Raw genomic sequence first — 25,065 nt, 5'->3', positions numbered from 1 at the left:
TTTTTAAATGTAGTCCTGCCTCAAACAGTTGCGGATGACTTTTTTATCTATCAGATATAATCATGAATTTGAAAAAGAAAATGCCAGTCAATTCCTTAACTGACTGGCATTAGCTGTAAGAAGCGCATTTTTTATTTAAAACTAGGTTTATGCTTCAGTACTTAAAATAAGTCCAAACTTTTTAAAAATTTTCTCACGTTTGCCTGGATGAATATTGGCCTTAGTCAGGTCACCCTGATAATGCTGATAGACCCGTTGGTCCATCATTTTGTACCATAACGGCGGAATTAAAGCCGGAATCAACATGGTGGCATAACCACTGGGTAATTCGGGTGCTTCATCAAAATGTCGCAGTGCCTGAAATGGGCGGCTTGGAAAAGCATGATGATCAGAATGGCGTTGTAACTGATACAAAAACAGATTAGTTACGATATTGTTGTTATTCCAGCTATGTTCCGGCAAGGTTCGCTCATAACTGCCATCCGCTTTCTGTCCACGTTTCAGTCCGTAGTGCTCGATATAATTCACAATCTCAAACAGGCTAACGCCATAAAATGCCTGTGTCAGTGTATAAGGAATAATTTTCTTGCCATACGCCTTTAGCATCAAGGCATGATAGCCGGCACTCATGGCCCAACCATGAAACAGCTCATTTTCCTGATTAAAGAATTTCAGTCCCTTACGCTCGAGCCGTCTTTTTTCAATCTGGATTGCAGATTTTAATCCGCCTATTACGGTACGTGGCCAGAAACGGTAAAAAGATTCACCCATTTGTGAAGATGCTGGATCTTCTGGCGTTGCCACCCGTTTATGATGCCCATAAGGATGTTCAATACGGAAATGATTATAGGCCAAAGGCATCAGGCTGGCATGCGACCAGTAATGGTCTTTTTTCTGCGGACGATGACTCAGTTCATGTGCCGTATTGACCGCAATGCCGTTAATCGCACCCATGGAAACTCCCAATAAGAGCTGATCCAGTATCGATACATTTGGACGTGTCACCACATAGCCGGCAAAAGCGTTGGCTGCCATTTGCAAGGGAATAAAGGCTTTTACAATCCGGTCATAATACGGATCTTTGACCAGCGCCTGAATCTGTTCGTCATTCGGATTGTTGGCATCATCGCCAATCAGGGCATCCAGAGTCGGAATAATCACATGCAATAATAAAGGCCCGCCCAAAGCAAAGACTTTTTTAGTCGCTTTGGGGCCAAAATGATAACCGGCCAAAATTCCCATTCCGATCACAGGCAAACCTGGGCTGAGCAACCAGCCAAAACGTTTTTTATCCAGCTTTACACCTTTTAGTGCTGACGCTTCCTGCGTAAACTGCGCTTTCTGGATTTGTGCAGGGGCATTCATTGCGAGCTTCCTTTTTTATGTTACTCTGCACTTATAGTTGAATATTTCAGCAACAGCGAACAGTATTCAACGTCCAGAAAACCTATGTCAGCGTCTTTGGCACATGCAGCCAAATTCTGGCCTAAAATCAAAAAGTTAAAAAATTTATAGTCAATTAAGTGAAATAAATAGAAGAATAGAGTTAGGCATGGATGCTTTGAGTAAAATTTTTGATGATATTCATTTGGCAAAATCTGAATATCTTTATCTGAATGTGTTTCATCCGGGCGGCTTTGACTATCAGCATGAGCCTTTTATGCTGGCTTATATCCTGTTACAAGGACAGGCACAATTAAAGTTCGCCAACGGCGATCTGCTCGAGCTGCAACAAGGTGATCTGGTACTCTTACCCGCAGGTTCTGCCCATCGCATTTCTTGCCCCGGCAGTGCCGATTTTTCTGAGCATCGTTCAATTAATGCTTATTTCCAGACCCATGCACAGCAATGTGTTGATCTTAATCGGGAGAGTTCAGCAGCACACAGCTTCATGCTCACCCTTCGTTCCAGTCTGGATATGCAGATGGCAAAACCTCTACTAAGTGCCTTACCTAAATACCTGCATATTCAGCATATTCTGGGCGACACCGCACCGGAATGGTTACAGGTCGGTTTGCAGTTTCTGGCGCTGGAAACCCAGCAGATGCGGCCGGGACGTGACAAGATTCTGGATCATCTGGTCAGTATTTTACTGATTGAATGTGTGCGGGATTATATTTTAAATCTGGAAAATGCCTCGAGCTGGCTGAATGCGCTCTCGCATCCGGAACTGTCCAATGCACTGGCTGCAATTCATGGCAAACCTGAGCAGTTCTGGACCGTAGAAAGTCTGGCTGAGCAATGTCATATGTCACGTTCCAAATTTGCCCAGCTCTTTACCCAGATTGTTGGTGAGCCGCCACTGGCTTATTTACAACAGCATCGCCTGCGACTGGCGGCACAATATTTGCGAAATAGCGGATTCAGCATTCAGCAAATTGCTTATTTGGTCGGTTATTCATCCGAGACAGCCTTCAGTCAAAGTTTTAAAAAACAGTTTGAACAGACGCCCACCCAGTACCGGCTGAATTGTTAGAACAATAACGTCAAATTACTGGATTAGCGCGAGCACGGCTTTGACCGGGTCTTCGCTATTACCAGACAATAGCTGCTTATGCATGGTGATATGCTGCATCACCTGAATTTGTGCAGTTTCAATATTCATTAGTTTTTCAATTTCAGCCGCCAGCTTTTCAGGCGTAGCATCGGCTTGAATCAGCTCCTGAATGACTTTTTTGCCGGCAATGATATTTGGTAGCGAATAATAAGGAATTTTGATGAGAAATTTCACCACATGATAAGTCAACCAATTCAGCTTATAGAAAGTCACCATCGGACGATGTAATAACATCGCTTCCAATGTAGCAGTACCTGACGCCAGCGCAATAATATTGGATGCATTCATGACCTGACGGCCGATTTTTGACTCGGTACCGCTGTTTTCCATTAAGCGGATTTGAATCTTTAGACTTTCAGGATAAGTCACCAGCAAGCGTTCTATCTGTTGCTTGCGCGCCTCATTAATTGCCGGAATCAGGAAAGTATAGTCCGGATATTTCTGATGCAGAATCTTGGCTGCATCCAGAACCAAAGGCCCCAAACGTTCAATCTCACCGCGGCGACTTCCCGGTAATAGTGCAATATGCTTCTGATTCGGATCAAGATTCAGTTCTTGTTTAGCATCGATAATCGGATTTTCAAGCGGCAACTGACTGGCCAGAGGATGACCAACAAAAGCGGCTGGCACATCCCATTTTTTAAAGAAGGTTTTTTCGAATGGAAATAAACACAGCACCAGATCAATGTTGGTCTTAATACCATGCACACGTCCCTGACGCCATGCCCAGACCGAAGGACTGACATATTGCACGGTCTTAATCGGCAACTGTTTTTGTTTAATGGTTTTCGACAGGCGCAGGTTAAAATCAGGTGCATCTACACCAATAAAAATATCGACAGGGTTTTTAGTCCAAGTTTCGACCAGCCCATCACGTACAGCAAAGAGTTTTTTAATATCCTTGAGAACTTCAACAATGCCCATCACCGATAAAACATCCATCGGATAATAGCTTTTAAAGCCTTCTGCGATCATTTGTGGACCACCGATGCCTTCAAATTCGGCATCAATCCCTTGCTCACGAAAACGGCGAATCAACTTTGCGCCAAGCGTATCTCCAGAGACCTCACCGACCACGATTCCAATTTTTAGTTTTCGATTTAGCAAGTGAGTTCCCTCTCAGATCCGTATTGAACTGTATTTAATCGTAATTCTAACATAAAGCTGGGTTTATGCCTGAATAAGCAGTGAGCATCTTATATTTTAAGAAAGGTATGCTTTAGAATTACTTAGCCTACTCTTAATCTTCCCTGATGATTTTTTCTATTGAAGTGGTTTTCCTGATTCATCTTCATTTTCAGGCAGATCAAAGTGTCCTTTAAAATAAGTGACCGGTGTTTCACGTTATTTTCTTAGCGAGGATGAACATGAAACTTCATTTAATTTTAAGCCCAGTGCTTTATCTTTTTTATGCATAAGTAAATCAATAATCAAGACAACGACTTATATCCAAAAGTCATAAGATATCCACGTTTTTTGATTTTGGCATATATGCATGTTTGGTCCGATTGAGTTTATTTTAGCAGGTGTGTTGGTAGGTTTTTGTGTTGGAGTAACCGGTGTCGGTGGTGGCTCATTGATGACACCCATTCTGATCAGCCTATTCCGGATTGAACCCCACATTGCAATTGGTACTGATCTGCTCTATGCCGCGATTTCAAAATTCTGCGGTTCTTTTGTGCATGCCAAAAAAATGAATATTGTCTGGCCAATTGTAATCTGGCTGGCAGTGGGCAGTATTCCAGCATCTTTTGCCACGCATTGGGTACTCGACAACTATTTAAGCCAATCGACGCATTATAAGGCTGTCCTGACCATGGTATTGGGCTTTATGCTGACCATTACCGGCTTGTCTATTCTGTTTCGCACCCAGATCGAAAATCTTTTCAACAAATACCGAAAACAAGAACTGCCAGATATGACGCAGGATCTGGAAAAAGTAAAACTGCAAGCCAAGGAAAAGCGCATCGCCATCATGATTATGGGCGTTATCTTGGGCATCTTTGTCACCCTCTCTTCAGTGGGGGCCGGCGCATTTGGCATCATGGCTTTAGTGGTGATGTTCCCGAATCTGCCGATGATTCGTATCATTGGCTCAGACGTGGTGCATGCGGTGTTACTGACGCTGGTTGCAGGCTTGGGGCATATGTCATCAGGCAATGTCGATTTCATGCTGCTCATGTGGTTATTGGTGGGCTCTATTCCCGCGATTATTGTTGGTACTTTGCTCAGTTCACGGATGCCAGAAAAACTGATTCGCAAAATTTTAGGCATTACCTTATTTGGGCTCGGCCTGAATTTCATGCTTAACCCTGTAAAATCAAAACCGGCTCAACCTGCCGAAACAGCGATGGTCGTCATGAGCCAGAATTCCCAGTCCGTTTAATTTAACTATGCGATTCATCACTTTTTTTTCAAAGAAGTATTCATCTTTTTTATAACAAAGTGACGCATCATTCATGTTATATTCGGGCTATTAAACAACCTTTTGTATGATCGAACCAGTGACGGCAATGAATACACAACAGTCAAATCCCATTTCAGCATCAGATATTGATGACGTGAATATCCACAGCATGATTCCTTTGGTAACCCCTGCTGAGCTTAAAGCAGAATTACCTTTGACTGAAACTGCTTATCAAACCGTACTGCATGGTCGTGAAACGATTCGTAAAATCCTGGATGGTGAAGACAAACGCCTGTTCGTTGTCATCGGCCCCTGTTCTATTCATGATCCTGCGGCTGCACACGAATATGCTGAACGCTTAAAAGTGTTAAGCGAAAAAGTTAAAGACAGCTTATACATCGTGATGCGGGTTTATTTTGAAAAACCACGTACCACAGTGGGCTGGAAAGGCCTGATCAACGATCCGGATATGAACGACTCGTTCAATATCGAAAAAGGTCTGCGTATCGGTCGTAAGCTGTTACTTGAACTGAATGAAATAGGTTTACCATGTGCCACTGAAGCACTTGATCCGAACTCACCGCAGTATTATCAAGACCTGATTTCATGGTCTGCAATTGGTGCACGTACGACTGAAAGCCAGACGCATCGTGAAATGTCTTCAGGTCTTTCGTCACCAGTCGGCTTTAAAAACGGGACGGACGGCGGTTTAACCGTGGCAACCAATGCGATGCAATCGGTCAAACATGGTCACAGCTTCCTCGGTCTAAATGATCAAGGTCAGGTGGCTGTGATTCGTACTTCAGGTAACCCTTATGCTCACGTGGTACTGCGTGGCGGTAATGGCAAACCGAATTATGATGCCGGCTCGGTGGCAGATGCAGAAGCCGCGCTAGCCAAAGCCAAAGTCAGCACCAAGATCATGATTGATGCCAGCCACGCCAACTCAAACAAAGACCCGTACCTGCAACCACTTGTACTTAAAAACATTTCAGAACAAATTCTTGATGGAAACAAGTCAATTGTTGGTATTATGGTAGAAAGTCATCTTAAGGGCGGTCGTCAGGACATTCCGGCCAACCTGAATGATATGGAATACGGTCAGTCCGTTACGGATGGCTGTATCGACTGGGAAACGACTGAAAAAGTTTTACTCGACATGCATGAGGCATTGAAAGACATTTTACCTAATCGTTAAATGATCTGACCAACGCCATCGCCAAGATGGCGTTTGCATTTCTAGAATAAGGAAAATTTATCTGATGAATGATATTGAAACGGCATTAAGCCAGATTGAGAATTTTCAGTTCATACACGAACATCTGTTTAGCTCCGGCCAACCGACCACTGCCCAATTAAAGCTGATGAAAGAATATGGTGTATCTACAGTCATCAATGTGGCATTAACCGATAGTGAACAGTATCTACCACATGAAGATAAAATTTGCCTTGAGCTGGGACTGAACTATATTCAGGTTCCGATTTCCTGGGAAACGCCTTCAGACAATCAATGCCTGCTGGTACTGGACCTGATCGATCACCTGGTGAAAGAGCAAATGGTCTGGGTGCATTGTTTGCAAAACTATCATGTCAGCTGTTTGATGTATTTATATCGTCAATACTATATGGATATAGATTTGCCTACGGCGCATGAGCATTTGCATCAAATCTGGGAAACGAATGAAACCTGGACCGGTCTCATGCATGCGGTTGCCCTGCAACTACAAGGCCGTAAAGCTACTCAGGAACTGGAATTATCCCTGATTAATCCGAATCATTTTGCCTGATCTTATTTGCTGTGGCTCAATAGCACGGTTGCCATGCACATGATGCCTTCCTGACGACCGGTAAAACCTAACTGTTCAGTCGTCGTGGCTTTGATACTGATTTGAGTAACATCGACACTCAACACATCCGCAATACTTTGACGCATTGCCAGATTGTGTTTGGCCAGTTTCGGACGTTCACAGGCGACCGTAATATCGGCATTGTTCAGCTGATAGCCACGATCCAGAATTAACTGATAAACATGCTTCAACAATACCCGGCTGTCCGCACCTTTAAAGTTCGGATCTGTATCCGGGAAATGCTGGCCAATATCTCCCAGCGCCAATGCACCTAACAAAGCATCACATAGTGCATGCAGAATCACATCACCATCCGAATGTGCTTTCAGACCGTGCGTATGCGGAATTTGAATGCCTGCCAAAGTAACAAAATCACCTTCTTCAAATGCATGCACATCCAGACCCTGACCAATACGAATTTGTGCGATCACCTTATACATCCTTTAGAAATAGCCCATTGAAATCTTGTACACTTGCTTTCTATTTCGCTATAGTTAGACCAAGCGTAACACAGTGAAAGTATAAGCGATCATGCTACTGAAAACTGATATAAATATGTTGAAAATAATTGGCCTGATGCTCGGCCTGGGGATGATATCTGCGGGTAGTTCAGCGAACCCACTCGACTGTAACAACGACAGCAAAAAAACAGCGGCCATGAATAAAGTCTGCTCAGTAGCGCTGTCCGAAGCTCGGGAAAAACTCGCTGACCAATACTTGACCGCTTTTTTAATTACTGATGCCCCCGTTCGCTTATTGCAAGACACCCAACAGTTATGGGCAAATCGGTTACAGCAATGCAAAACGCTGGACTGTTTTAAACAGCAGTTTGAATGGCGCCTCGATGATTTAAATATCTATATTTCACTGAATCAAAGCCTGACTCAGCATTATATTAAGTTCGAGCAGGGACAAATGGCCAAACAGCCTGTGCATATCAAGATTCATCAACTGACTAAAGACCGCATCAAGATTGAAGGTCTGGCCTATCGCAATCCCAATAACCGGGCCGAAACGCAGACTGTTCCATTTTTAGCCTACACCACGCCTGCAGCAAAAGAACAGATCATGGATAATGAAAATGACTGCCGCTATGAGTTTAACTATAGTAAAGCAATTCTAGCCGTCAACACTCAACAAAAAGGTTGTGAACGTTTTACTGGGATTTATCGCTTATATGATTGATTCAATTTAAAAAATATTAAAAACTTAACCTTATATAAAATGAGAAATTTGATGTAAAAAATAGCCCACATGCGGGCCATCAATTTAAACAGGATAGTATTGAGCAATTTCCTTGCTAATCAGTGCAGCCGTTGCAGCCGACAAGGTCCAGCCCAGATGACCATGGCCGGTATTATAAAATACCCGCTCATGTTGACCACGGCGCACCACAGGCATCATATTTGGCATCATCGGGCGTAAACCTGCCCAAGGTACGACATGCTCGGTACACAGATCAAAGTTACGATTGCTCCAGTCAATCAGTGGTTGAATCCGGTCTGCACGAATATCCCGGTTATAGCCATTAAACTCGGCGGTTCCTGCGACTCGTAAACGATCCTTACCCAGACGTGACAAGACAATTTTGGCACTTTCATCCAGCAAGCTGACCCATGGTGCATTGTTTTGGCTCTGTTCATCATTCAGCTGCACGGTAATTGAATAGCCTTTGACCGGATAAACATTGACTCGTTCCCCTAAAATCTCGGCCAATTGATAACTGCCCACACCCGCACACACCACAATGGCATCTGCATTAATTTCCAGAATGTCATCTGTAGAATGATGTACATTTTCAGTACTGGGTTTGCATTTCACCCGAATATGTTGAGCCTGATGATCGACGGCAAAGACATCTTGGCCAAATTCAAATTTCACGCCTTTTTGCATGCAAGCTTTGGCCAGTCCTGTACTGAATTTATGAATATCTCCGGTCGCATCGCTCTGGCAGTAAAATCCGGCATAGTAATCGCCTGTTAATGCAGGTTCGATCTGCTTGATTTCCGCATTGGAAATGGCATTGCGCTCCAGTCCGCCGCTACACAACAGGTCATTGACCTTGATCGCGACATCGTAATCCGTCTTGTTATGATAAAAATGTAAAATGCCGCGTTTTTCCAGGTCAAAATCAATCTGTTCTGTTTGGGCAATTTCATACAAACGTGCTCTGGCCAATAAAGCCAAACGTACAGTCTCTCGGGTATTGGCTTCATAATGTTTGATATTTCCCAAAAATTCCATGAGCCAACTATATTTATGCACACTAAAAGAAGGATTGAGCAAAAGTGGTGCAGTTTTTTGAGACATCCATTTGATACCTTTGAGTACCGTGGCTTTCTGGTTCCATACTTCGGCATTACAGGCCGAAAGCTGGCCGCCATTGGCAAAAGATGTCTCCATGGCCGGATAGAGATGTCGATCTACCACAGTCACCTGATAGCCTGCCAAAACAAGCTCATACGCTGTGGTTACCCCAGTAATACCCGCCCCAATCACCACGACATGACGCATAGACACCTCCTTGATTATATTGATGTCTTTTCCCATCTGTCATGTGTACCTGAGAGCTTCGGTCGCTGCATTGCACATCAATGCGAGCACCTTCCCCTTCGGTGAGTGATTGAACACTTCTCTCCAGAGTTTTTATCCATTATCACAGTCCTTTTGCCTGAGAGTTTCCTGGGAACTTGCTCCTTCGGCGAATGCAGAAGCATTTCTCTCCTGCAATAATGTTTTATTATCATGAGCAATTTATATACCATTTTATTCAATAAGACAGTTTTTATTTATGTGAGTTCACGTGAATCAATTTGTAATTACTGTTCCGAATTAAACTGAATTATTGCTGCTGACTGATATTGCCCATCTACCAAATTTTTAGATTTCACTTTTGTTCTATTCAGCGAGATACAACAGATTCTAAACTTTATAAGATTTTAGGATTGATTTGATTTTAGCGCTTAAATAGAACCTTTATTGCTTAGGCTATTTTAATGGTTCAAAGCATAGAGAGTTTAAATTCAGTATTTAAATCTTATATCATCTATTTGAGAATCAAGGAATTTTAAATAATCCAGGAAAGTACCAATATTAAGCTTCCCGCCGCTACGACGGTTTGTACACTAATGATGCTCGCCATTAACTGGCTATCGCCGCCATATACCCGGGTTAACACATAAGACGCTGAGGCAGTAGGTAAGGCAAAGAACAATACCAATACTTGCGTGGTGAATACATCAATCTGGAAAATTTTACAGACTAAAAATGCAATCAGCGGCATTCCAAACAGGCGACCAAAGGTCATCAGACTGAGTGGCAATACATCTCGCTGAAAGCCCTGAAACTTTAAGGCTGCTCCTACACACATCAGACCGAGTGGCAAACTGCATAGTGCAATCTGTTTAAGAAATTGCTCTGCTCCGGCCCAGAGTGCCAAACCGGAAAGATTAAACACACCACCCACAATACAGCCTAAAATTAATGGATTTTTAGATAAATCCAGAATGATTTTTTTCAGCTGCATATCGTGACTGCGGGTAAATGCCAGCACCGACAAGATATTCACCAAAGGAATACACAACACCATGATCACAGCGAAGATGGTCATGCCCTGCTGATGAAATAAGCTACTGACCGCAGCAAGTCCGATATAGGTATTGAAGCGCAACAAGCCCTGAACATAGACGCCAAAACGCGTATAAGATATCTGGTACATATGGCGCAACATATACAGTGCGATACTGACCACGATCATGATACTAAATACCACCAGTACCACATCCTGAATCACATTCATCTGAATCTTGGCAGTGGCCAGATTTAAAAATAACATCACTGGAAACAGTGCATAATAATTTAACTTTTCTGCACCGCGCCAAAAGTCTTCACTCAACCATTGCCCATGCTTAAGCAGATAGCCAAAGCTGATCAAGCCAATAAGAGGAAATAAAGAAGTTAAAATAATTTGCAGCATGTGCCATCCTGGTCTGTTTCCCGTCTATTTTTCAATACCCTTTAGACGGTGCACAAAAACTAGCATATTTAGTGGCTGTTTCACCAATTAATTTAAGAAGTAAAATGCTTGAATTTTCATCAACTCATTATATTGATCTGATCATTTTTTCTAAAATCAGTAAATGTAACGGAATCAAAGGCTCTCCGACATTTTGATCTAGTGGATATGCTTCAATTTTTTCAGTCAATAGATAGCCACGGCGCTGATAATAAGCAATCAATTCTGTACGGACATTCAATACTGACATTCGAATCACTTTCTTCTGATACGTATCAATAATATAAAACTCGGCAAAATCTAGTAACTGCTTTCCATAACCCGAGTTTTGTTGGTCTGGATCAATGGCAAAACTTCCAATTTCGATAGAGTCATCGAATTCAGTCAGCCCAATACAGCCAATGATCTGATCATGATTCTCTAATACAAAAAGCTTAACATTAGTCTGTGCCAAGAGAATCATTACCTGATCACAATTAATCCGTTGACCAGCAACCATCTTATGTTCATGTGTCCAGCCACGATTGGAACGATAAGCTGTATTGATCAATACAACAATGTTCTGAATATCTGTAGTTTTTGCCAAGCGAATATTGTTATTTTTCATTATATAAATATAAAAAAAGCCAGACCGAAGTCTGACTCTAATCGTATCCGCTTCAGATGAAAAGCGAATTATTTTGGTTCAATCGGCTCAAAAGGCGTAACTACATCGGCATTTTGCGCACGATGACGCATAAAGTGATCCATTAGCACAATCGCCAGCATCGCTTCTGCAATTGGTGTCGCACGCACGCCCACGCAAGGATCATGACGGCCTTTGGTCAACACGTCTGTATCTTCACGATCGATATTAATGGTTTTACCCGGAGTAGTGATTGAAGCCGTTGGTTTCAGTGCAATCGCGACACGAATGTCCTGACCACTAGAAATACCGCCTAAAATACCACCGGCATGGTTTGCCAGAAAACCGTCTGTTGTTAACTCATCACGTGTTTCATGACCAAATTGCTCAGCGACGCCAAAACCATCGCCAATTTCAACGCCTTTGACCGCGTTAATCGACATCATGGCATGCGCAATATCTGCATCTAAACGATCGAAGACCGGTTCACCCCAACCCACAGGTACTTTAGACGCAATAATTTCAAGTTTTGCACCGCAGCTGGTGCCTTGTTCACGTAGTGAAGTCACGAGCGCTTCAAAACGTGACACGGCATCCACATCGCCACAGAAGAATGGATTGTTTGGCACTTCATCCCAGTCCAGTTTTTCTGCTTTTTCAGTACCAATTTGTGTGACATGGCCACGAATTTCAATGCCAAATTTCTCTAACAGGAATTTCTTGGCAATGGCACCCGCTGCCACACGCATCGCTGTTTCACGCGCGCTTGAGCGGCCACCACCACGATAATCACGGAAACCGTACTTCTGGGTATAGGTATAGTCTGCATGACCCGGACGGAAAGTTTGCGCGATATTGCCATAATCTTTCGATTTCTGATCCGTATTACGAATCAAGAGCCCGATCGATGTTCCAGTGGTTTTACCCTCAAACACACCAGAAATAATTTCTACTTCATCCGGCTCTTTACGCTGGGTGGCAAATTTCGATGTACCCGGCTTACGACGGTCCAAATCTTTTTGCAAATCGGCTTCACACAGCTCAATGCCCGGTGGAACCCCATCAACGATGGCCATCAGGCCCACACCGTGAGATTCACCACAAGTCGTCACACGGAACAGTTGCCCTATACTATTACCTGCCATGTCACACGACTCCTTATGCTTGAATAGACTGAATGAATAAATCGCGGTAAGTACGGCATTGCTGTGCAGTGAGTGCAAAGATACCTGAACCACCTTTCTGGAATTGTAACCAGTAGAAATCGACTGAATTGAAGTTCTGTTTCATCGCCCATTCCGAGTTACCGACTTCAATGACAATAAGACCGTCTTCAGTCAGGTAATCTGCAGCTTGTGCCAACATTTTACGTACAAGGTCCAAACCATCCTGACCCGCAGCCAATGCCATTTCAGGTTCGTGATGGAACTCATCGGGAAGATCAGCCATATCTTCTGCATCCACATATGGTGGGTTCGATACGATTAAATCATATTGATTTTCAGCAGGAATTTTTTCAAACAGGTCAGACTCAAGCAAGGCCACATTAAACTGTTGGTTATGATGTTCACAGTTAATTTGTGCTACTTCTAAAGCATCCTTAGATAAATCAGTGGCATCGACTTCGGCTTCCGGAAAAGCATAAGCCAGAGCAATCGCGATACAACCTGAACCTGTACACATATCTAAAATACGGCGAGGCATTTTTGGATCTGGATTTTCAGGTAGATTGTTTACCCCTTCACGCGCCTGATAATTTTCATCCAGGCAGTAAGGTGCAAAACGGTTCTGAATCAGTTCAGCAATCGGTGAACGTGGAATCAGTACACGCTCATCCACGTAATAAGGTTTATCGTCAAAGTAGGCTAAATTCAATAAATATGAAGTTGGCATACGCTCATTGATACGGCGCTCCAACAATCCTAAAAATTCAGCTTTTTCACTTGGGAGTAATTTTGCCTCGAGAATTTCAGCATCCGCTTTCCATTCCAATGACATGCTTTGTAATACCAATGCTGAACTTTCAGCAAAATAATCTTCTGTACCTTGGCCTAAGTGCGCATCATATTGACGTAATGCTGTCACACCAAAGCGGATAAAATCACGAATTGTGCTTAGGTTTTCAGCGGCTTCCTGAATATGTTCAGGGCTAATAGTCGGTCGATCCACGTAGGGCGTCTCCAAGGTCATTTTTTTAAACGCCTTATGATACCTTGTTTTGCCTGCTTTTATAATGCTAAAAGTATGAAAAACACGAATTCTCTAGGCTCATAAAAATGATAAAATTCGTGTTTTTTTACCCAATCCTCAACCTGTCATTCTAGTTTTTTAGAGCAAGTTCAGACGATTCAAACTATGCCTCATGTATTGATTTATCGTGAACCTGGTGCATAAGAGCGGGATTGATAAAGATTTGCCTGATCCATAATCAAGGCCAGCATACATTGACCTTGCTGCTGTTTGGCATATTTTCCAGACACTCTTAAATTACATTGCTGCGACAGTTTGCGTTCCCAAAGCACATGCTGACTGCGGATGGCCGCGGTCTGATTCGGATTCAGCTTTAGATAATTTTTATAGCTTTTCTTCAGACGTTTGTTGTGTAGTTTCAGCTCTTTCTTTAGGCATTTCTCTGCTTTAGCGGTATTACCATAACTAAAGTTCATACACTGCGAATATTCCTTGGAATATCCTACAGCAGCCTGAGTCTGAACTGCACTACCCGCAAAAACTGCAACCAAAAACCATGCAAGACGCATAAAATCCCCTTTACCTAAACTGGTATAATTCCAATAAATGTTTAACAATCAATATTGTTTAAATTATCCATGAATATTAACGCAGTCCTTGCAATAATCCTATGTATTTCTCCGGCAGCAAATTAAACAGTTGTGCAATTGAAAACTGGCCTATCACCCACATATAATCCGAATTAAATCTTCAAACGAGCCCGGTCCTATGAGCTATAAGCACAATAATCTTATGGCGATGCGCCAAAATTACTGGAATGACCAGGTTTCCGGTCAGGTGCAGCAAGAAAAGGTATTTTTGCAGTCAACTTTAATCCAGCATGGTGTATTTAGCAGTGCGACACTGGACGATGCCAAATATCTGTTTTTTGGTTTGCCGAGTATTGTGATTGTAAAAGGCTATGCATTGGGTTTTATGCACGACAGTGTCCAGCACCTGATTCATCAACATATTCAAACAAATAAACAACAGTTACAACAACGATCTGAATTAAAAATCCAATTTCAAATGGCATAATGCCCTGTCTAAACTGATACAGGCTGGTGAATAAATGAAAGCTTGCCTAGCTTTTACTATGAATTCAGCGGCTTAAACTTTTTTAATACGTGCAGAAGCGCTAATATCCCCTACAATGATTTATTCTGCTTCATGCTGATGATGAAAGGATTGAGTTTACATGTCAGATCAGAACGATAAGCTTAAACAACTGAAAACCTCCTCTATGGATCGACGCTTATCGATCGCAAAGGCATCCTTGCTGGCAGGCACGCGTTGGGCGGCTTCCAGTGCAGGCTCCATATTTTCGAGTGAAGAAGAAAAAGAAAAGAAACGTAAAAAAGCCATGAAAGAGCAGGCGGATTATCTGGTTGCAGAAATTGGTAAGCTCAAAGGTTCAATTGTTAAAATCGGCCAGATGATGGCGCTGTATGGCGAACACTTTTTGCCAGAAGAAGTCACTCAGGCTTTAAATACGCTCAACAACCAGACCGTGGCACTGGCTTGGCCAGCGATCAAGACACAATTACAGCAGCAGCTCGGTGCAAAGCTGAATGATCTCACCATTGATCATGAGCCTTTGGGCACTGCATCTTTAGCCCAAGTCCATCGCGCTACCCGCAAATCTGATGGCATGGAACTGGTCTTAAAAATTCAGTATCCCGGTGTGGCAGAAGCCATTGATTCGGATATGAGCCTGTTTAAAAACATGCTCAAACTGACGCGTCTGGTGCCGCAAACCCGCGAGTTCGACCAGTGGTTCGATGAAGTCCGTGAGATGATGCATCGTGAAGTGGACTATCAGATTGAAGCAGATACCACACGGCGTTTTGCGGCACGTTTAAAAGACGATCCGCGCTATATCGTGCCGACGATTATTGATGAGTATTGCTCTGATCGCGTGCTGTGCATGACTTTCGAACGCGGTGTGCCGATCAATAGCCCAGTAATGTTGTCTCTGCCACAAGAACGCCGCAACCAGTTGGGTGAAGCATCGTTAGAAATTGCCGTACGTGAAATTTTTGAATGGGGTGAAATGCAGACCGATCCGAACTTTGGGAATTATCTGGTTCGTCTGGGCAATGGCGAAGATATTCCTGACAAGATTGTCCTGCTCGACTTTGGTGCCATCCGTCAGTTTGACCAGCATTTGCTCAGCGTCGCGCGCAATCTGATTCAGGCCGGTTATCATCACGACTCAGATATGATGGTCAAAGCCATGACCGGTTATGAGTTTTTTGATTCAATTCCGCAAAGCATCAAGCCAGATATGGCCAAGGTCTTTTTACTGGCCACTGAGGCTTTTAGCTCACCATTGAATAATCAGGAGCTGCCAGCTAATGTGATGGATCAACATAATCGTTATGACTGGAAAAAAAGCCAATTGCATAGCCGTGTCATGCAACAGGCTTCAAGATCTATGGCTTCACGTTATTTCAGTGTTCCACCCAAGGAATTTATGTTTATTAGCCGTAAATTCATCGGTGCATATACCTTTATGACCGTGATTGATGCCAAAACCAATGTGCGTGCCATGATCAAAAATCACCTTTGATACCCCAATAGACGCCACATAGAAACCCGGATGATTTTGTCATCCGGGTCAATTTTTATTCAAAAATAATTTTCTCTTTTCTTGTTTTTAATTATATTTTCATAAACTTAGCTTACCATCTATTAACTTTTAATAACTTAAAAATTGTCAATCATTCATGTCAGCGATGACATGGTTTTTTCTTGGCGTGCATGTCAGCATGACTAAAATAACGTGACAACACCCATAGGATAATCAAAATGAATAATATGGTGAACAAAGCTCAAGGATTTGGCTTGTCCATGCTGACCAAAATTGCGGGTAGCGAAATATTAGATCAATTAAAGCTGCGTAAATTTATAGAAAAATCCCTGTATCAAAGTTCCAAAGCAGGATTTAAAACCCTGAGTCAAACCCAGAAAATCCTGAAATCTGGCCAGAACATTCAAAAACAGCGTCTCCCCCCTCAATCTAAAGCACTGTTTGATCTAAACCTGTCTGCAGAACAGCAACTGACCTGCGATGCGATGCAGAAATTTGCTCAAGAGGTACTTTATCCATTGGCGCATGCTGCCGATCAGCAGGAAATATTTCCGTATGAACTGTGGCAATATAACACCGATCTCGGCCTGAATTTCTATGCCTTGCCCGAAGCGTTAGGGGGTGTCGCCTCCGAACAAAACATTGTCAGTAATATTTTAATTGCACAACATTTGGCTCGCGGGGATTTCAGTTTGACTGCCGGTTTACTGTCTAGCTTTAGTGTGATCAATGCCATTACCCGCTGGGGTTCAGAGCAGATTCAGGCAAAATATCTTGGTGCTTTCGCAGAAAATCCAGAGCTGAAAGCAAGCTTTGCGGTACAGGAAGAAACCGCCGCATTTAATCCGTACCAACTAAAAACTCAAGCGATTGCTCATCAGGCGCATTATCTGATTAGCGGTGAAAAGACCTTGGTCATGCTCGGAGAAAATGCGGATCTTTATCTGGTCAGTGCCGATCTAGACGGAACACCTGAGGTCTTTGTGGTACAACGTGACCATAGCATTACTGCAAAAAAATCCCCTGCCATGGGTCTAAAAGCAACTGAAAGCGTCACACTTCAATTTAAAAATACACCAGCGCAGCGTTTGGGTGATGATGATTTTGATTATCATACTTTCGTTGATTTAGGCAATTTGATGTGGGGTGCCATGGCCGTCGGCACTTGTGAAGCCGTGAAAAAATACTGCATACAATATGCCAATGAACGGACTGCCTTTGGCGAGCCCATTTCCCATCGTCAGAGTGTCGCTTTTATGATTGCCGATATGGCGATTGAAATTGATGCCATGCAGATGCTTATTCTTAATGCTGCCAGTCTGGCTGAATCTGGCCAACCTTTTCATCGAGAAGCTTATCTGGCACGTTTACTCTGCGCAGAAAAATCCATGAAAATCGGTACAGATGGCGTGCAGATTTTGGGTGGTCATGGCTTTACCAAAGAACATCCGGTCGAGCGCTGGTATCGAGACCTCAGAGCCACTGCGATTGTTCATTCTGGCCTACATGCCTGATCGGAGAATAAAGAAAACTATCATGAATCTACAAAATCCAAAAAAATTCAGACTCCTGATTGATCAAGCGCACGAAGTTGCACTCAATGTACTCCGCCCTATTTCGCGTAAATATGATAAGGCTGAACACACTTATCCTAAAGAGCTGGATATGCTGGCCTCCATCGTAGATGGTATGAACCAAGGCAGTGAAGGTATGAATGCGGGCGCAGCAGTGAATAAACGGGGCGAGACCGACAGCAGCAATAAAAATGGTATTAATATGTCTACTGCCCTGAGTATTATTGAAATGTGCTATGGCGATACGGGTTTATTGCTGTCTATGCCACGTCAAGGTTTAGGAAATTCAGCCATTGCAGCGGTGGCAAATGAAGAACAGCAACAACGTTTTCATGGGACTTGGGCAGCCATGGCGATTACCGAACCAGGTTTCGGCTCAGATTCCGCTGCAATTCGCACCACTGCGACCAAAGATGGTGATAACTATATTTTAAATGGTGAGAAGATTTTTGTGACCTCTGGGGAACGTGCCGATGCGGTCGTGGTCTGGGCAACATTAGATAAAAAACTGGGACGATCGGCAATTAAATCATTTGTGGTGACCAAAGGTACGCCCGGAATGAAGGTTGAACGACTGGAACATAAGTTAGGAATTAAAGCTTCGGATACTGCCACGATTCGCCTGATCAATTGTCGAGTACCTGCGGCAAACTTGCTCGGTCATGCAGAAATCGATGTTGCCAAGGGCTTTGCCGGTGTAATGGAAACCTTTGATAATACCCGGCCATTGGTCGCTGCCATGGCAATTGGCTGTGCCAAAGCCTCGCTGGAACGTATCAAGGAAATTTTTAAGGATCAACTGGATTCCAGTTATGTCACGCCCTATTTACAAAGCTCCAATATCGCTGCACAAATCTATCGCATGGAAGCAGAATGGGAAGCTGCGCGCTTGCTGATGCTCAAAGCGGCGTGGATGGCAGATAATCATAAACCGAATTCACGTGAAGCATCTATTGCAAAGGCCAAAGCTGGACGTATGGGTAATGAAATCACCTTAAAATGTGTAGAATTGGCAGCTGCGGTAGGCTATAACGAAACTGAACTGTTGGAAAAATGGGCACGTGATTCCAAGATTCTGGATATTTTTGAAGGTACCCAGCAGATTCAACAACTGATTATCGCCCGACGCGAACTGGGTAAATCTTCGAGTGAGCTAAAATAAAACTTTATCGAAGGAAAATTGAACGAAAAAGATGGCTTTTTTAAAGTTTTCGGACTATAAAAATTCCATCTTCTTTTATGTCATGTGCTATGTATTCTATTCGTCCCATTCAGCCTCAAGATAATGCTCAAATTGCCAAGATTATTCGTGACGTTTCCATGGAGTTTGGTCTGGCAGCGGAGTCCGGTTTCGCTGTAGGTGATTCAATCCTGGATCACCTGTATGACGTATATCAACAGCCAAATTCTGCCTATTGGGTCATTGTTGATGAACAGGATCAGGTCTATGGCGGTGGTGGTATTGCTCCACTACAAGGTGACCACAATATTCTAGAAATACAGAAAATGTATTTTCTACCAGCCATTCGTAGATATGGCTTTGCAAAACAGATTTTGAATTTGGCCTTTGATTTTGCCCGACAACATAAATTTGAACGGATTTATATCGAGACTACCAAAAACCTTTGGCAAGCGGTGAAGCTGTACGAGAACTTAGGTTTTGAGCATCTGGATCGGCCTGAAGGCGACACTGGCCATAGTCAAGCCTGTGAAATCTGGATGCTTAAAAACCTAGCCTAATCGATGTCGATCCTCATCTTCTCCATAACACCAAGAAAAGCCTTAAATAAATCTCTATTCCAACCGGCTTTTCTTTGATCATCTCTTCATAAATCATCCATGATTCAAGTAGATCTACTTTGACTTTGTAAACAAATCATATAATTTCTTGACGATTTTTATACATCTTCCTAAGATCAGTTTAATTTTAAAAATACATGGAAGCTGAAAGTTGTTAGGCAAATTTTCTGTTAGAAAAAACTTATTATTACCAGTATTCAATAGCACAATTTTTAAAATTGGGCTGCTTGGTCTAAGTACCGTGTTATTTAGTGCCTGTTCTTCTCTCGGCGGCAATTCTTTAGAAAAACGTTCTGCTCAACTGTCTAAAGGAATTCAGACAGCCTACGGTGTTCCAGCAACCACAGCAACTCGCGTTTCACCTTTGATTATTCAGAATGCAGAAAAAAACCGTCTGGATCCATTACTTGTAGCAGCCGTAATTCGTCAGGAGTCAACTTATCGTAGCCAGGTGGCTTCACATGCTGGAGCTGTTGGCCTCATGCAAATTATGCCAAGATATTGGCAAGCGACTTGTGGTGATGATTTATATAATGAAGCTATAAATATTTCATGTGGTAGCCATATTCTTTCTCGTTATCATGAATCCAGTGGTAGCTTAGAAAAAGCACTGGGCTATTATAATGTAGGTCCGACTGCCTATGAGAAAAACCGTAAAATGCGTAAGCAAGGCAAACGTTATGCACAACAAGTGAAACAGCATAAAAAAGATCTGAAGAATGTGATTTAATTTATCTTTAACATAATGCTTGAATCAGTTTAAAACTCCTAAAATTAAACTGATTCATCTTTTATCGGCTATATTGATTCTGCAAACGTTAAAATAATGCAAAACCCATCACATATTTATTTTTTCATTTAATTTGGGGAAGATTAATATTTAACCAATCAACTTTATACCTATATATTAAATATCAACATATAAAATATAATTTTATATGTCTAGCGAAAAACTATATTTAATTATATTTCATACATTTATTTTAATTAATTTAAATAAAAATAAATCCAATGAATAAATTAAATAATAAAAACTACATTAATTTATCTTTATTACATTATTTTTAAGAAAAATAGAATTAAACTTATACTTAATGTTTTTAATATATATTGCAATTTTTTGTTAATTATTAGAAACTCCATCTAATAGCTAAATCTATTTAGAAAATAGGGGATAATTATGGCTAAAGTTTCTTTAGAGAATTTAACAAGTATTGTGGTTTTGTAGCGGCTGCACTTGTTGATAGTGAAAGTGGTTTAGCACTTGCTACACAGGGTAATAGTACAATTGACTTAGAACTCGCTGCTGCTAGTAATACTGGGGTAATTCGTTCAAAACGTAAAGTTGCAGAGAGTTTAAATCTTGATGATACAATTGAAGATATTCTCATTACCTTAGGTAAGCAATATTATCTTCTTCGTCCACTTGATTCAAATGAAAATCTATTCCTTTATCTTATTCTTGATCGTTCGCGTGCTAACTTAGCTATGTCACGTCATGAACTTAAGCGTTTCGAAAAAGAACTAGATTTCTCTTAATTTCCAATCAGGATTGCCCATATATTCTTGGGCAATCTATTATTTAATTTGAATATGAAAGACACAATTTATCTCTCTGTATTTGGTTTAAATCTTGCTTTGATTAATGAACTCAAGGCCATCATTAATATCGCTCTACAGGAAAAATATGAGATTTCCTGGACACATCTTGCTGATTCAAAACTCCAATTACTCTTAATCAATGAGGATTTTATTAATATTCCTCATATTGAACAAATGGATAAAAAAAAATCAGATTCTGCGTATAAAGAAATCTGATACGAATACGACCCAGCAAATTATTAATAATACGATCTATTTGCCATTATTTGATGAAAAACCTCTCATTCAATGGATACAATCCTATTTTTTCAATTTACTTAAATCTAATAATTTATCTTATCAGCTGAACAATAACTCTCTATTTATTCAAAATCAAAAATTCAATTATGATAATTTAGAAAATATATTTAAAGATATATTCAAAAAATATCGAACAGGTTTATTTTTATTACAAAGTGAAAGTGATGATATTGCCATACTCGATTTTGATCGGTTTCAATTTTATTTAAAACCTAATCTTCAAATTATAACAACAAAAAATTTAAACATTATCCCTGCAAGTATTAATCAAATTTTAAGCATTAAAAAATATGCAAAAGGCATAGATCTTAAACAGGGAGTCTGGCAATTTATTTGGGACTATCTCGACCAAGAGATTCCAAACTATCCATTTCATTATCAAATTAAACGTTGGCCAAAAATATCAAACAGAACCGACCGTATACATTTATTTAAGTTATCTACTGTATTTAGCTCGGGCAGCCATATCAGCTATGCAGAGTCTTCTTTAAAAATTGGTTATAAATATATTAATTTCTTTTTATGTGTTTCTGATTTAGCAGGAGATTTAATTCCTATTTCAGAAAATATGTCCCCATTTAAGTTAACCCAACAAAATAAAACTAAAAATAATGGACTAAGTGGGTTCTTTAATAGTTTAAGAAAAAAGCTAGGGCTTTAAAGTTTAATCCATGGTTTTACAAAGATACAAACTTGTGTTCGCTGGAAGTATGGGGGCAGGTAAAAGTACTGCGATTCAAACCATTTCCAGTATTGACGTTTTAAGTACGGAAGCCATTAATACCGATTTAAATGCACATAAAAAAGCACAAACAACTGTAGGGATCGATTATGGTGAACTCATTTTAGAAGATGGAAATATTGTTGGCTTATATGGCACACCAGGACAAGAACGCTTTGACTTTATTTGGGATATTATTACGGAAGGCGCTCTAGGTGTGATTCTACTCATTGATCACACTATAGAAAACCCCATTGAACAACTAAATGAATATTTAACTTATTATAAAGCCAAGCTTTCAAATATTATAATTGGCATTACTCATTTAGATAGCAAAGCTCAATATAACTCATCGATCTATCATGAATGGCTAGACCAACAAGATATAAATTACCCTTTATTTTTAATTGATGCTCGCGATAAAGAAGATATTCTCCTTTTAGTTGATGCATTAATCACACAAGCTGAAGTTCTTTTCGAGTTAAATTAATATGTCACTACATGAACTATCTAAACGTACCGCACCTCAGGATTTAATTCAGTTTGCACAAAAATATATACAAGCTATTCTTAGGGATGTTTCCGAAGTCAATTTAGTTATGCTCTGCTCTTCAGATGGTTTTGAACTTGCGTCAGTGCATAAAAAGGATGTTGAAAATCATGGAAAACTTGCAGCTGTAAGTAGTTCAATTCTGGCTATGATTCATGCATTTATGAATGAAATTAATTTTACAGGATGCCAGAGCATAACCCTAGATGCAGATAATGGTAAGGCTGTTATGGCATCTATTCAACATCCTAATTTTCCAATGCTTATAGTCATTCTTTCTTCCAAAGAAGTTTTACTCGGTCAGCTACTGTACGCAACCAAAAAAGCTAGCACTGATATTGCAGCATATAAAATTAAAATTTAGGTTTTAAATGCTCTATCCTATTTATATTTACGAAACTATGGTCCGTCATCAATTAAGCTAAATTATTGTTGAGGCAAGATAAATTGCTGACAAAAAGTTTTGAACTAATTTATGATAGCGTATGGTAATAACACGATACTGTTTGAGCTTGGCAAAAAAGTTCCCGATCAAATGCCGTGCTTTATAAAAATATCGGTTTATAATCACCTTGACTCATAGCGTTATTTTTAGAGGGTATCACGCCTTAAACATTAATTTTATGGATTGGAACAATTATTCGATCTTTAGACTTTTAGGGTTTATCTATGGGCTAAGTTTGACTGAATAATAAGTCCAGCAATATATCAGCACCATTTAAATCATGAACTTGCCCAGCAACAGTAAGATAAAATTTTATTGGATTGCCTAAGACATCATTATGAGCACGCATTTTGGTACTTAAGTTATCTTTCCTCCGTCCGATCGCCTTTTCTTCCCCAGCGCTGTGTTGATGAGCACAATGGTGGAGTCGAACATGGCTATTTATTGTCACTGTCATGTGACAGCACTTCAAAGACTCTCTGCCACACACCTATTTTAGGCCAACGACTAAAACGAATATCCACGACGCTGAAATCACCAAATGTTATGAAAAGACTCACTCGCTAATGAATATCTGAACGATACCGAACTGCTCTCAGCAAATAATCGGTTATCTTTATCAATTACTCTAACAATTTCTATTCTAATATCTAAATCATGCCAGTAACACCTAAGAAAGCTATCACAGGATTTATTAAATAAAGACCTAGCACTTAGTCCTATTCTAACTATAGTCCACACGCCAAAAAACCAATACAATACTGATATGAGTTATCCAATACATTTTAGAAAGAAAATATTAGCCAAGCTTGAAGAAGGTCAATCTATCCGAGCGGTTGCTCAGCACTTCGAAATTAATAAAAATACAATTGTCGAATGGAAAAAGCGAATCGAAATAAAAAGAACTCGACCAAGAAAACCATCTAAAGTTGATGATGATGCCTTACGTGCAGATGTTGAGCAATATCCTGATGATTATCAATATGAACGCGCTGCTCGTTTTGGTTGTGGTACTTCTACAATTGGAGATGCGCTCAAGCGTCTAAATATTACAGTTAAAAAAAGACCTTACGGCACCCGAAAGCAAAAACAGAACTCAGAGAGCAGTATTTAAAAGATTTAAACCGATTAAGGTGTCAACACCCGATCATCTATCTTGATGAAAGTGGATTTAAATCTCATGAATATAGACCTCATGGTTATTCAAAACAGGGAATTCCTTGTTATGGAACATATAATTGGCAATTAAAAAATCAAACCAATGCAATAGGAGCAATCCATGAGAGTAAGTTATTTGCAGTTGGCTTATTTGATAGCAAAGTAAATTCGGATGTATTTCATTTTTGGGTAGATAAGTTTTTATTACCAGAATTACCCTCGAATAGTGTAATTGTCATGGACAATGCAGCCTTCCATAAACGACAAGATATACAAGATCTATTAGCCCAACATGGGCATCAAATACTTTGGTTACCACCTTATAGTCCTGACCTTAATCCTATTGAAAAAATGTGGGCATGGGTGAAAGCAAAAAGGAAAAAATGGTTGGTTAACTCAATAGATAAGCTTTTTAGTCGTTTCTTTAACGAGTGTATGGGTAATTAAGCGGTTTGACTATATCTTGATAGCTAAACTTGAACATATCTCAATCATTTTTTGAAAAGCTTGAGATTTAAATAATAACTTGATTATTTTAAATACACAAAAAAAAACACCCCCTGCTTATGCAGGGGGTGTTTCGAATAATGAGCTGGCGATGACTTACTCTCACATGGGTAACCCCACACTACCATCAGCGCT

Annotated in this window: 25 protein-coding genes, 2 pseudogenes and 1 riboswitch; of the genes and pseudogenes, 18 read left to right on the top strand and 9 right to left on the bottom strand. The window is 40.8% G+C overall.

Annotated features, from left to right (window positions below):
* Positions 1-147: 147 nt before the first annotated feature.
* Positions 148-1,365: an alkane 1-monooxygenase gene (locus LOZ91_RS13930; protein WP_244783432.1), complete on the bottom strand. Its 1,218-nt coding sequence runs from the start codon at positions 1,363-1,365 to the stop codon at positions 148-150.
* 187 nt (positions 1,366-1,552) lie between these two features.
* Between LOZ91_RS13930 and LOZ91_RS13925 the strand changes: the two genes are divergently transcribed.
* Complete coding sequence (locus LOZ91_RS13925; RefSeq protein WP_244783431.1) at positions 1,553-2,476, top strand: AraC family transcriptional regulator; 924 nt, start codon at positions 1,553-1,555, stop codon at positions 2,474-2,476.
* 15 nt (positions 2,477-2,491) lie between these two features.
* Here LOZ91_RS13925 and lpxB read toward each other — a convergent pair whose 3' ends face one another.
* Entirely contained in the window at positions 2,492-3,664 is a 1,173-nt protein-coding gene (gene lpxB, locus LOZ91_RS13920) for a lipid-A-disaccharide synthase (protein ID WP_244783430.1), read from the bottom strand.
* A gap of 388 nt (positions 3,665-4,052) precedes the next feature.
* Here lpxB and LOZ91_RS13915 point away from each other — a divergent pair, with 388 nt between their 5' ends.
* The 3 genes from LOZ91_RS13915 to LOZ91_RS13905 all read left to right on the top strand — a co-directional run bounded on the left by LOZ91_RS13915 (position 4,053) and on the right by LOZ91_RS13905 (position 6,751).
* Positions 4,053-4,943, top strand: a complete 891-nt coding sequence (locus LOZ91_RS13915; protein ID WP_005097034.1) for a sulfite exporter TauE/SafE family protein — start codon at positions 4,053-4,055, stop codon at positions 4,941-4,943.
* 127 nt (positions 4,944-5,070) lie between these two features.
* Positions 5,071-6,162, top strand: coding sequence for a 3-deoxy-7-phosphoheptulonate synthase (locus LOZ91_RS13910; RefSeq protein ID WP_180083603.1), 1,092 nt, complete (start codon positions 5,071-5,073; stop codon positions 6,160-6,162).
* A gap of 64 nt (positions 6,163-6,226) precedes the next feature.
* Positions 6,227-6,751, top strand: a complete 525-nt coding sequence (locus tag LOZ91_RS13905; RefSeq protein ID WP_244783429.1) for a hypothetical protein — start codon at positions 6,227-6,229, stop codon at positions 6,749-6,751.
* A gap of 2 nt (positions 6,752-6,753) precedes the next feature.
* Here LOZ91_RS13905 and ispF read toward each other — a convergent pair whose 3' ends face one another.
* Positions 6,754-7,242, bottom strand: a complete 489-nt coding sequence (ispF, locus tag LOZ91_RS13900; protein ID WP_005097038.1) for a 2-C-methyl-D-erythritol 2,4-cyclodiphosphate synthase — start codon at positions 7,240-7,242, stop codon at positions 6,754-6,756.
* Between the two features lie 100 nt (positions 7,243-7,342).
* On the opposite strand from ispF, the gene LOZ91_RS13895 reads away from it, so the two are divergent.
* Positions 7,343-7,996 carry a hypothetical protein gene (locus tag LOZ91_RS13895; protein ID WP_244783428.1) on the top strand — a complete coding sequence of 218 codons (654 nt, stop codon included), beginning with the start codon at positions 7,343-7,345 and terminating at the stop codon, positions 7,994-7,996.
* Between the two features lie 84 nt (positions 7,997-8,080).
* Here the strand turns inward: LOZ91_RS13895 and LOZ91_RS13890 are convergent, their stop codons facing one another.
* From LOZ91_RS13890 to LOZ91_RS13865, 6 genes are all read right to left on the bottom strand, one after another.
* Positions 8,081-9,325 carry a D-amino acid dehydrogenase gene (locus LOZ91_RS13890; RefSeq protein ID WP_180049310.1) on the bottom strand — a complete coding sequence of 415 codons (1,245 nt, stop codon included), beginning with the start codon at positions 9,323-9,325 and terminating at the stop codon, positions 8,081-8,083.
* A 135-nt stretch (positions 9,326-9,460) separates the two neighbouring features.
* A riboswitch (glycine riboswitch) is annotated at positions 9,461-9,548 on the bottom strand.
* A 330-nt stretch (positions 9,549-9,878) separates the two neighbouring features.
* Positions 9,879-10,787, bottom strand: coding sequence for an AEC family transporter (locus tag LOZ91_RS13885; RefSeq protein ID WP_244783427.1), 909 nt, complete (start codon positions 10,785-10,787; stop codon positions 9,879-9,881).
* 127 nt (positions 10,788-10,914) lie between these two features.
* Positions 10,915-11,433 (bottom strand): GNAT family N-acetyltransferase, encoded by a 519-nt coding sequence (locus LOZ91_RS13880; RefSeq protein ID WP_074382719.1) that lies wholly within the window; start codon positions 11,431-11,433, stop codon positions 10,915-10,917.
* Between the two features lie 68 nt (positions 11,434-11,501).
* Positions 11,502-12,596, bottom strand: coding sequence for a chorismate synthase (aroC, locus tag LOZ91_RS13875; protein WP_005170683.1), 1,095 nt, complete (start codon positions 12,594-12,596; stop codon positions 11,502-11,504).
* 13 nt (positions 12,597-12,609) lie between these two features.
* Positions 12,610-13,620 carry a 50S ribosomal protein L3 N(5)-glutamine methyltransferase gene (gene prmB, locus LOZ91_RS13870; protein ID WP_034609000.1) on the bottom strand — a complete coding sequence of 337 codons (1,011 nt, stop codon included), beginning with the start codon at positions 13,618-13,620 and terminating at the stop codon, positions 12,610-12,612.
* 203 nt (positions 13,621-13,823) lie between these two features.
* Positions 13,824-14,210: a hypothetical protein gene (locus LOZ91_RS13865; protein WP_005097047.1), complete on the bottom strand. Its 387-nt coding sequence runs from the start codon at positions 14,208-14,210 to the stop codon at positions 13,824-13,826.
* A 199-nt stretch (positions 14,211-14,409) separates the two neighbouring features.
* Between LOZ91_RS13865 and LOZ91_RS13860 the strand changes: the two genes are divergently transcribed.
* The 13 genes and pseudogenes from LOZ91_RS13860 to LOZ91_RS13800 all read left to right on the top strand — a co-directional run.
* Positions 14,410-14,718, top strand: coding sequence for a hypothetical protein (locus LOZ91_RS13860; RefSeq protein WP_005097049.1), 309 nt, complete (start codon positions 14,410-14,412; stop codon positions 14,716-14,718).
* Between the two features lie 160 nt (positions 14,719-14,878).
* Positions 14,879-16,252: an AarF/ABC1/UbiB kinase family protein gene (locus LOZ91_RS13855; protein WP_005097050.1), complete on the top strand. Its 1,374-nt coding sequence runs from the start codon at positions 14,879-14,881 to the stop codon at positions 16,250-16,252.
* A 239-nt stretch (positions 16,253-16,491) separates the two neighbouring features.
* Positions 16,492-17,787, top strand: coding sequence for an acyl-CoA dehydrogenase family protein (locus tag LOZ91_RS13850; RefSeq protein WP_244783426.1), 1,296 nt, complete (start codon positions 16,492-16,494; stop codon positions 17,785-17,787).
* Between the two features lie 22 nt (positions 17,788-17,809).
* Positions 17,810-19,009, top strand: a complete 1,200-nt coding sequence (locus LOZ91_RS13845) for an acyl-CoA dehydrogenase family protein (RefSeq protein ID WP_244783425.1) — start codon at positions 17,810-17,812, stop codon at positions 19,007-19,009.
* 89 nt (positions 19,010-19,098) lie between these two features.
* Positions 19,099-19,587: a GNAT family N-acetyltransferase gene (locus tag LOZ91_RS13840; RefSeq protein WP_100535157.1), complete on the top strand. Its 489-nt coding sequence runs from the start codon at positions 19,099-19,101 to the stop codon at positions 19,585-19,587.
* A 268-nt stretch (positions 19,588-19,855) separates the two neighbouring features.
* Positions 19,856-20,377, top strand: a complete 522-nt coding sequence (locus tag LOZ91_RS13835) for a transglycosylase SLT domain-containing protein (protein ID WP_225554207.1) — start codon at positions 19,856-19,858, stop codon at positions 20,375-20,377.
* Between the two features lie 450 nt (positions 20,378-20,827).
* Positions 20,828-21,186, top strand: a pseudogene (locus tag LOZ91_RS13830) (roadblock/LC7 domain-containing protein).
* Between the two features lie 54 nt (positions 21,187-21,240).
* Positions 21,241-21,465 carry a hypothetical protein gene (locus tag LOZ91_RS13825; protein WP_244783424.1) on the top strand — a complete coding sequence of 75 codons (225 nt, stop codon included), beginning with the start codon at positions 21,241-21,243 and terminating at the stop codon, positions 21,463-21,465.
* Positions 21,466-21,505: 40 nt separating this feature from the next.
* Positions 21,506-22,210, top strand: coding sequence for a hypothetical protein (locus LOZ91_RS13820; RefSeq protein WP_244783423.1), 705 nt, complete (start codon positions 21,506-21,508; stop codon positions 22,208-22,210).
* A gap of 10 nt (positions 22,211-22,220) precedes the next feature.
* On the top strand, positions 22,221-22,760 hold the full coding sequence (locus LOZ91_RS13815) for an ATP/GTP-binding protein (RefSeq protein WP_244783422.1): 540 nt from the start codon (positions 22,221-22,223) through the stop codon (positions 22,758-22,760).
* A 1-nt stretch (position 22,761) separates the two neighbouring features.
* Complete coding sequence (locus LOZ91_RS13810) at positions 22,762-23,184, top strand: roadblock/LC7 domain-containing protein (RefSeq protein WP_100357943.1); 423 nt, start codon at positions 22,762-22,764, stop codon at positions 23,182-23,184.
* Between the two features lie 847 nt (positions 23,185-24,031).
* Complete coding sequence (locus tag LOZ91_RS13805; RefSeq protein WP_005093620.1) at positions 24,032-24,379, top strand: IS630 transposase-related protein; 348 nt, start codon at positions 24,032-24,034, stop codon at positions 24,377-24,379.
* A 17-nt stretch (positions 24,380-24,396) separates the two neighbouring features.
* Positions 24,397-24,870, top strand: a pseudogene (locus LOZ91_RS13800) (IS630 family transposase); the annotation flags it as partial.
* Positions 24,871-25,065: the final 195 nt, after the last annotated feature.

Source organism: Acinetobacter sp. F-1, from assembly GCF_022869025.1.
In the GTDB taxonomy this organism is placed as follows: domain Bacteria; phylum Pseudomonadota; class Gammaproteobacteria; order Pseudomonadales; family Moraxellaceae; genus Acinetobacter; species Acinetobacter pseudolwoffii.
The sequence above is the reverse complement of the archived record's forward strand: the minus strand, read 5'-3'. Positions and strand labels throughout refer to the sequence as shown.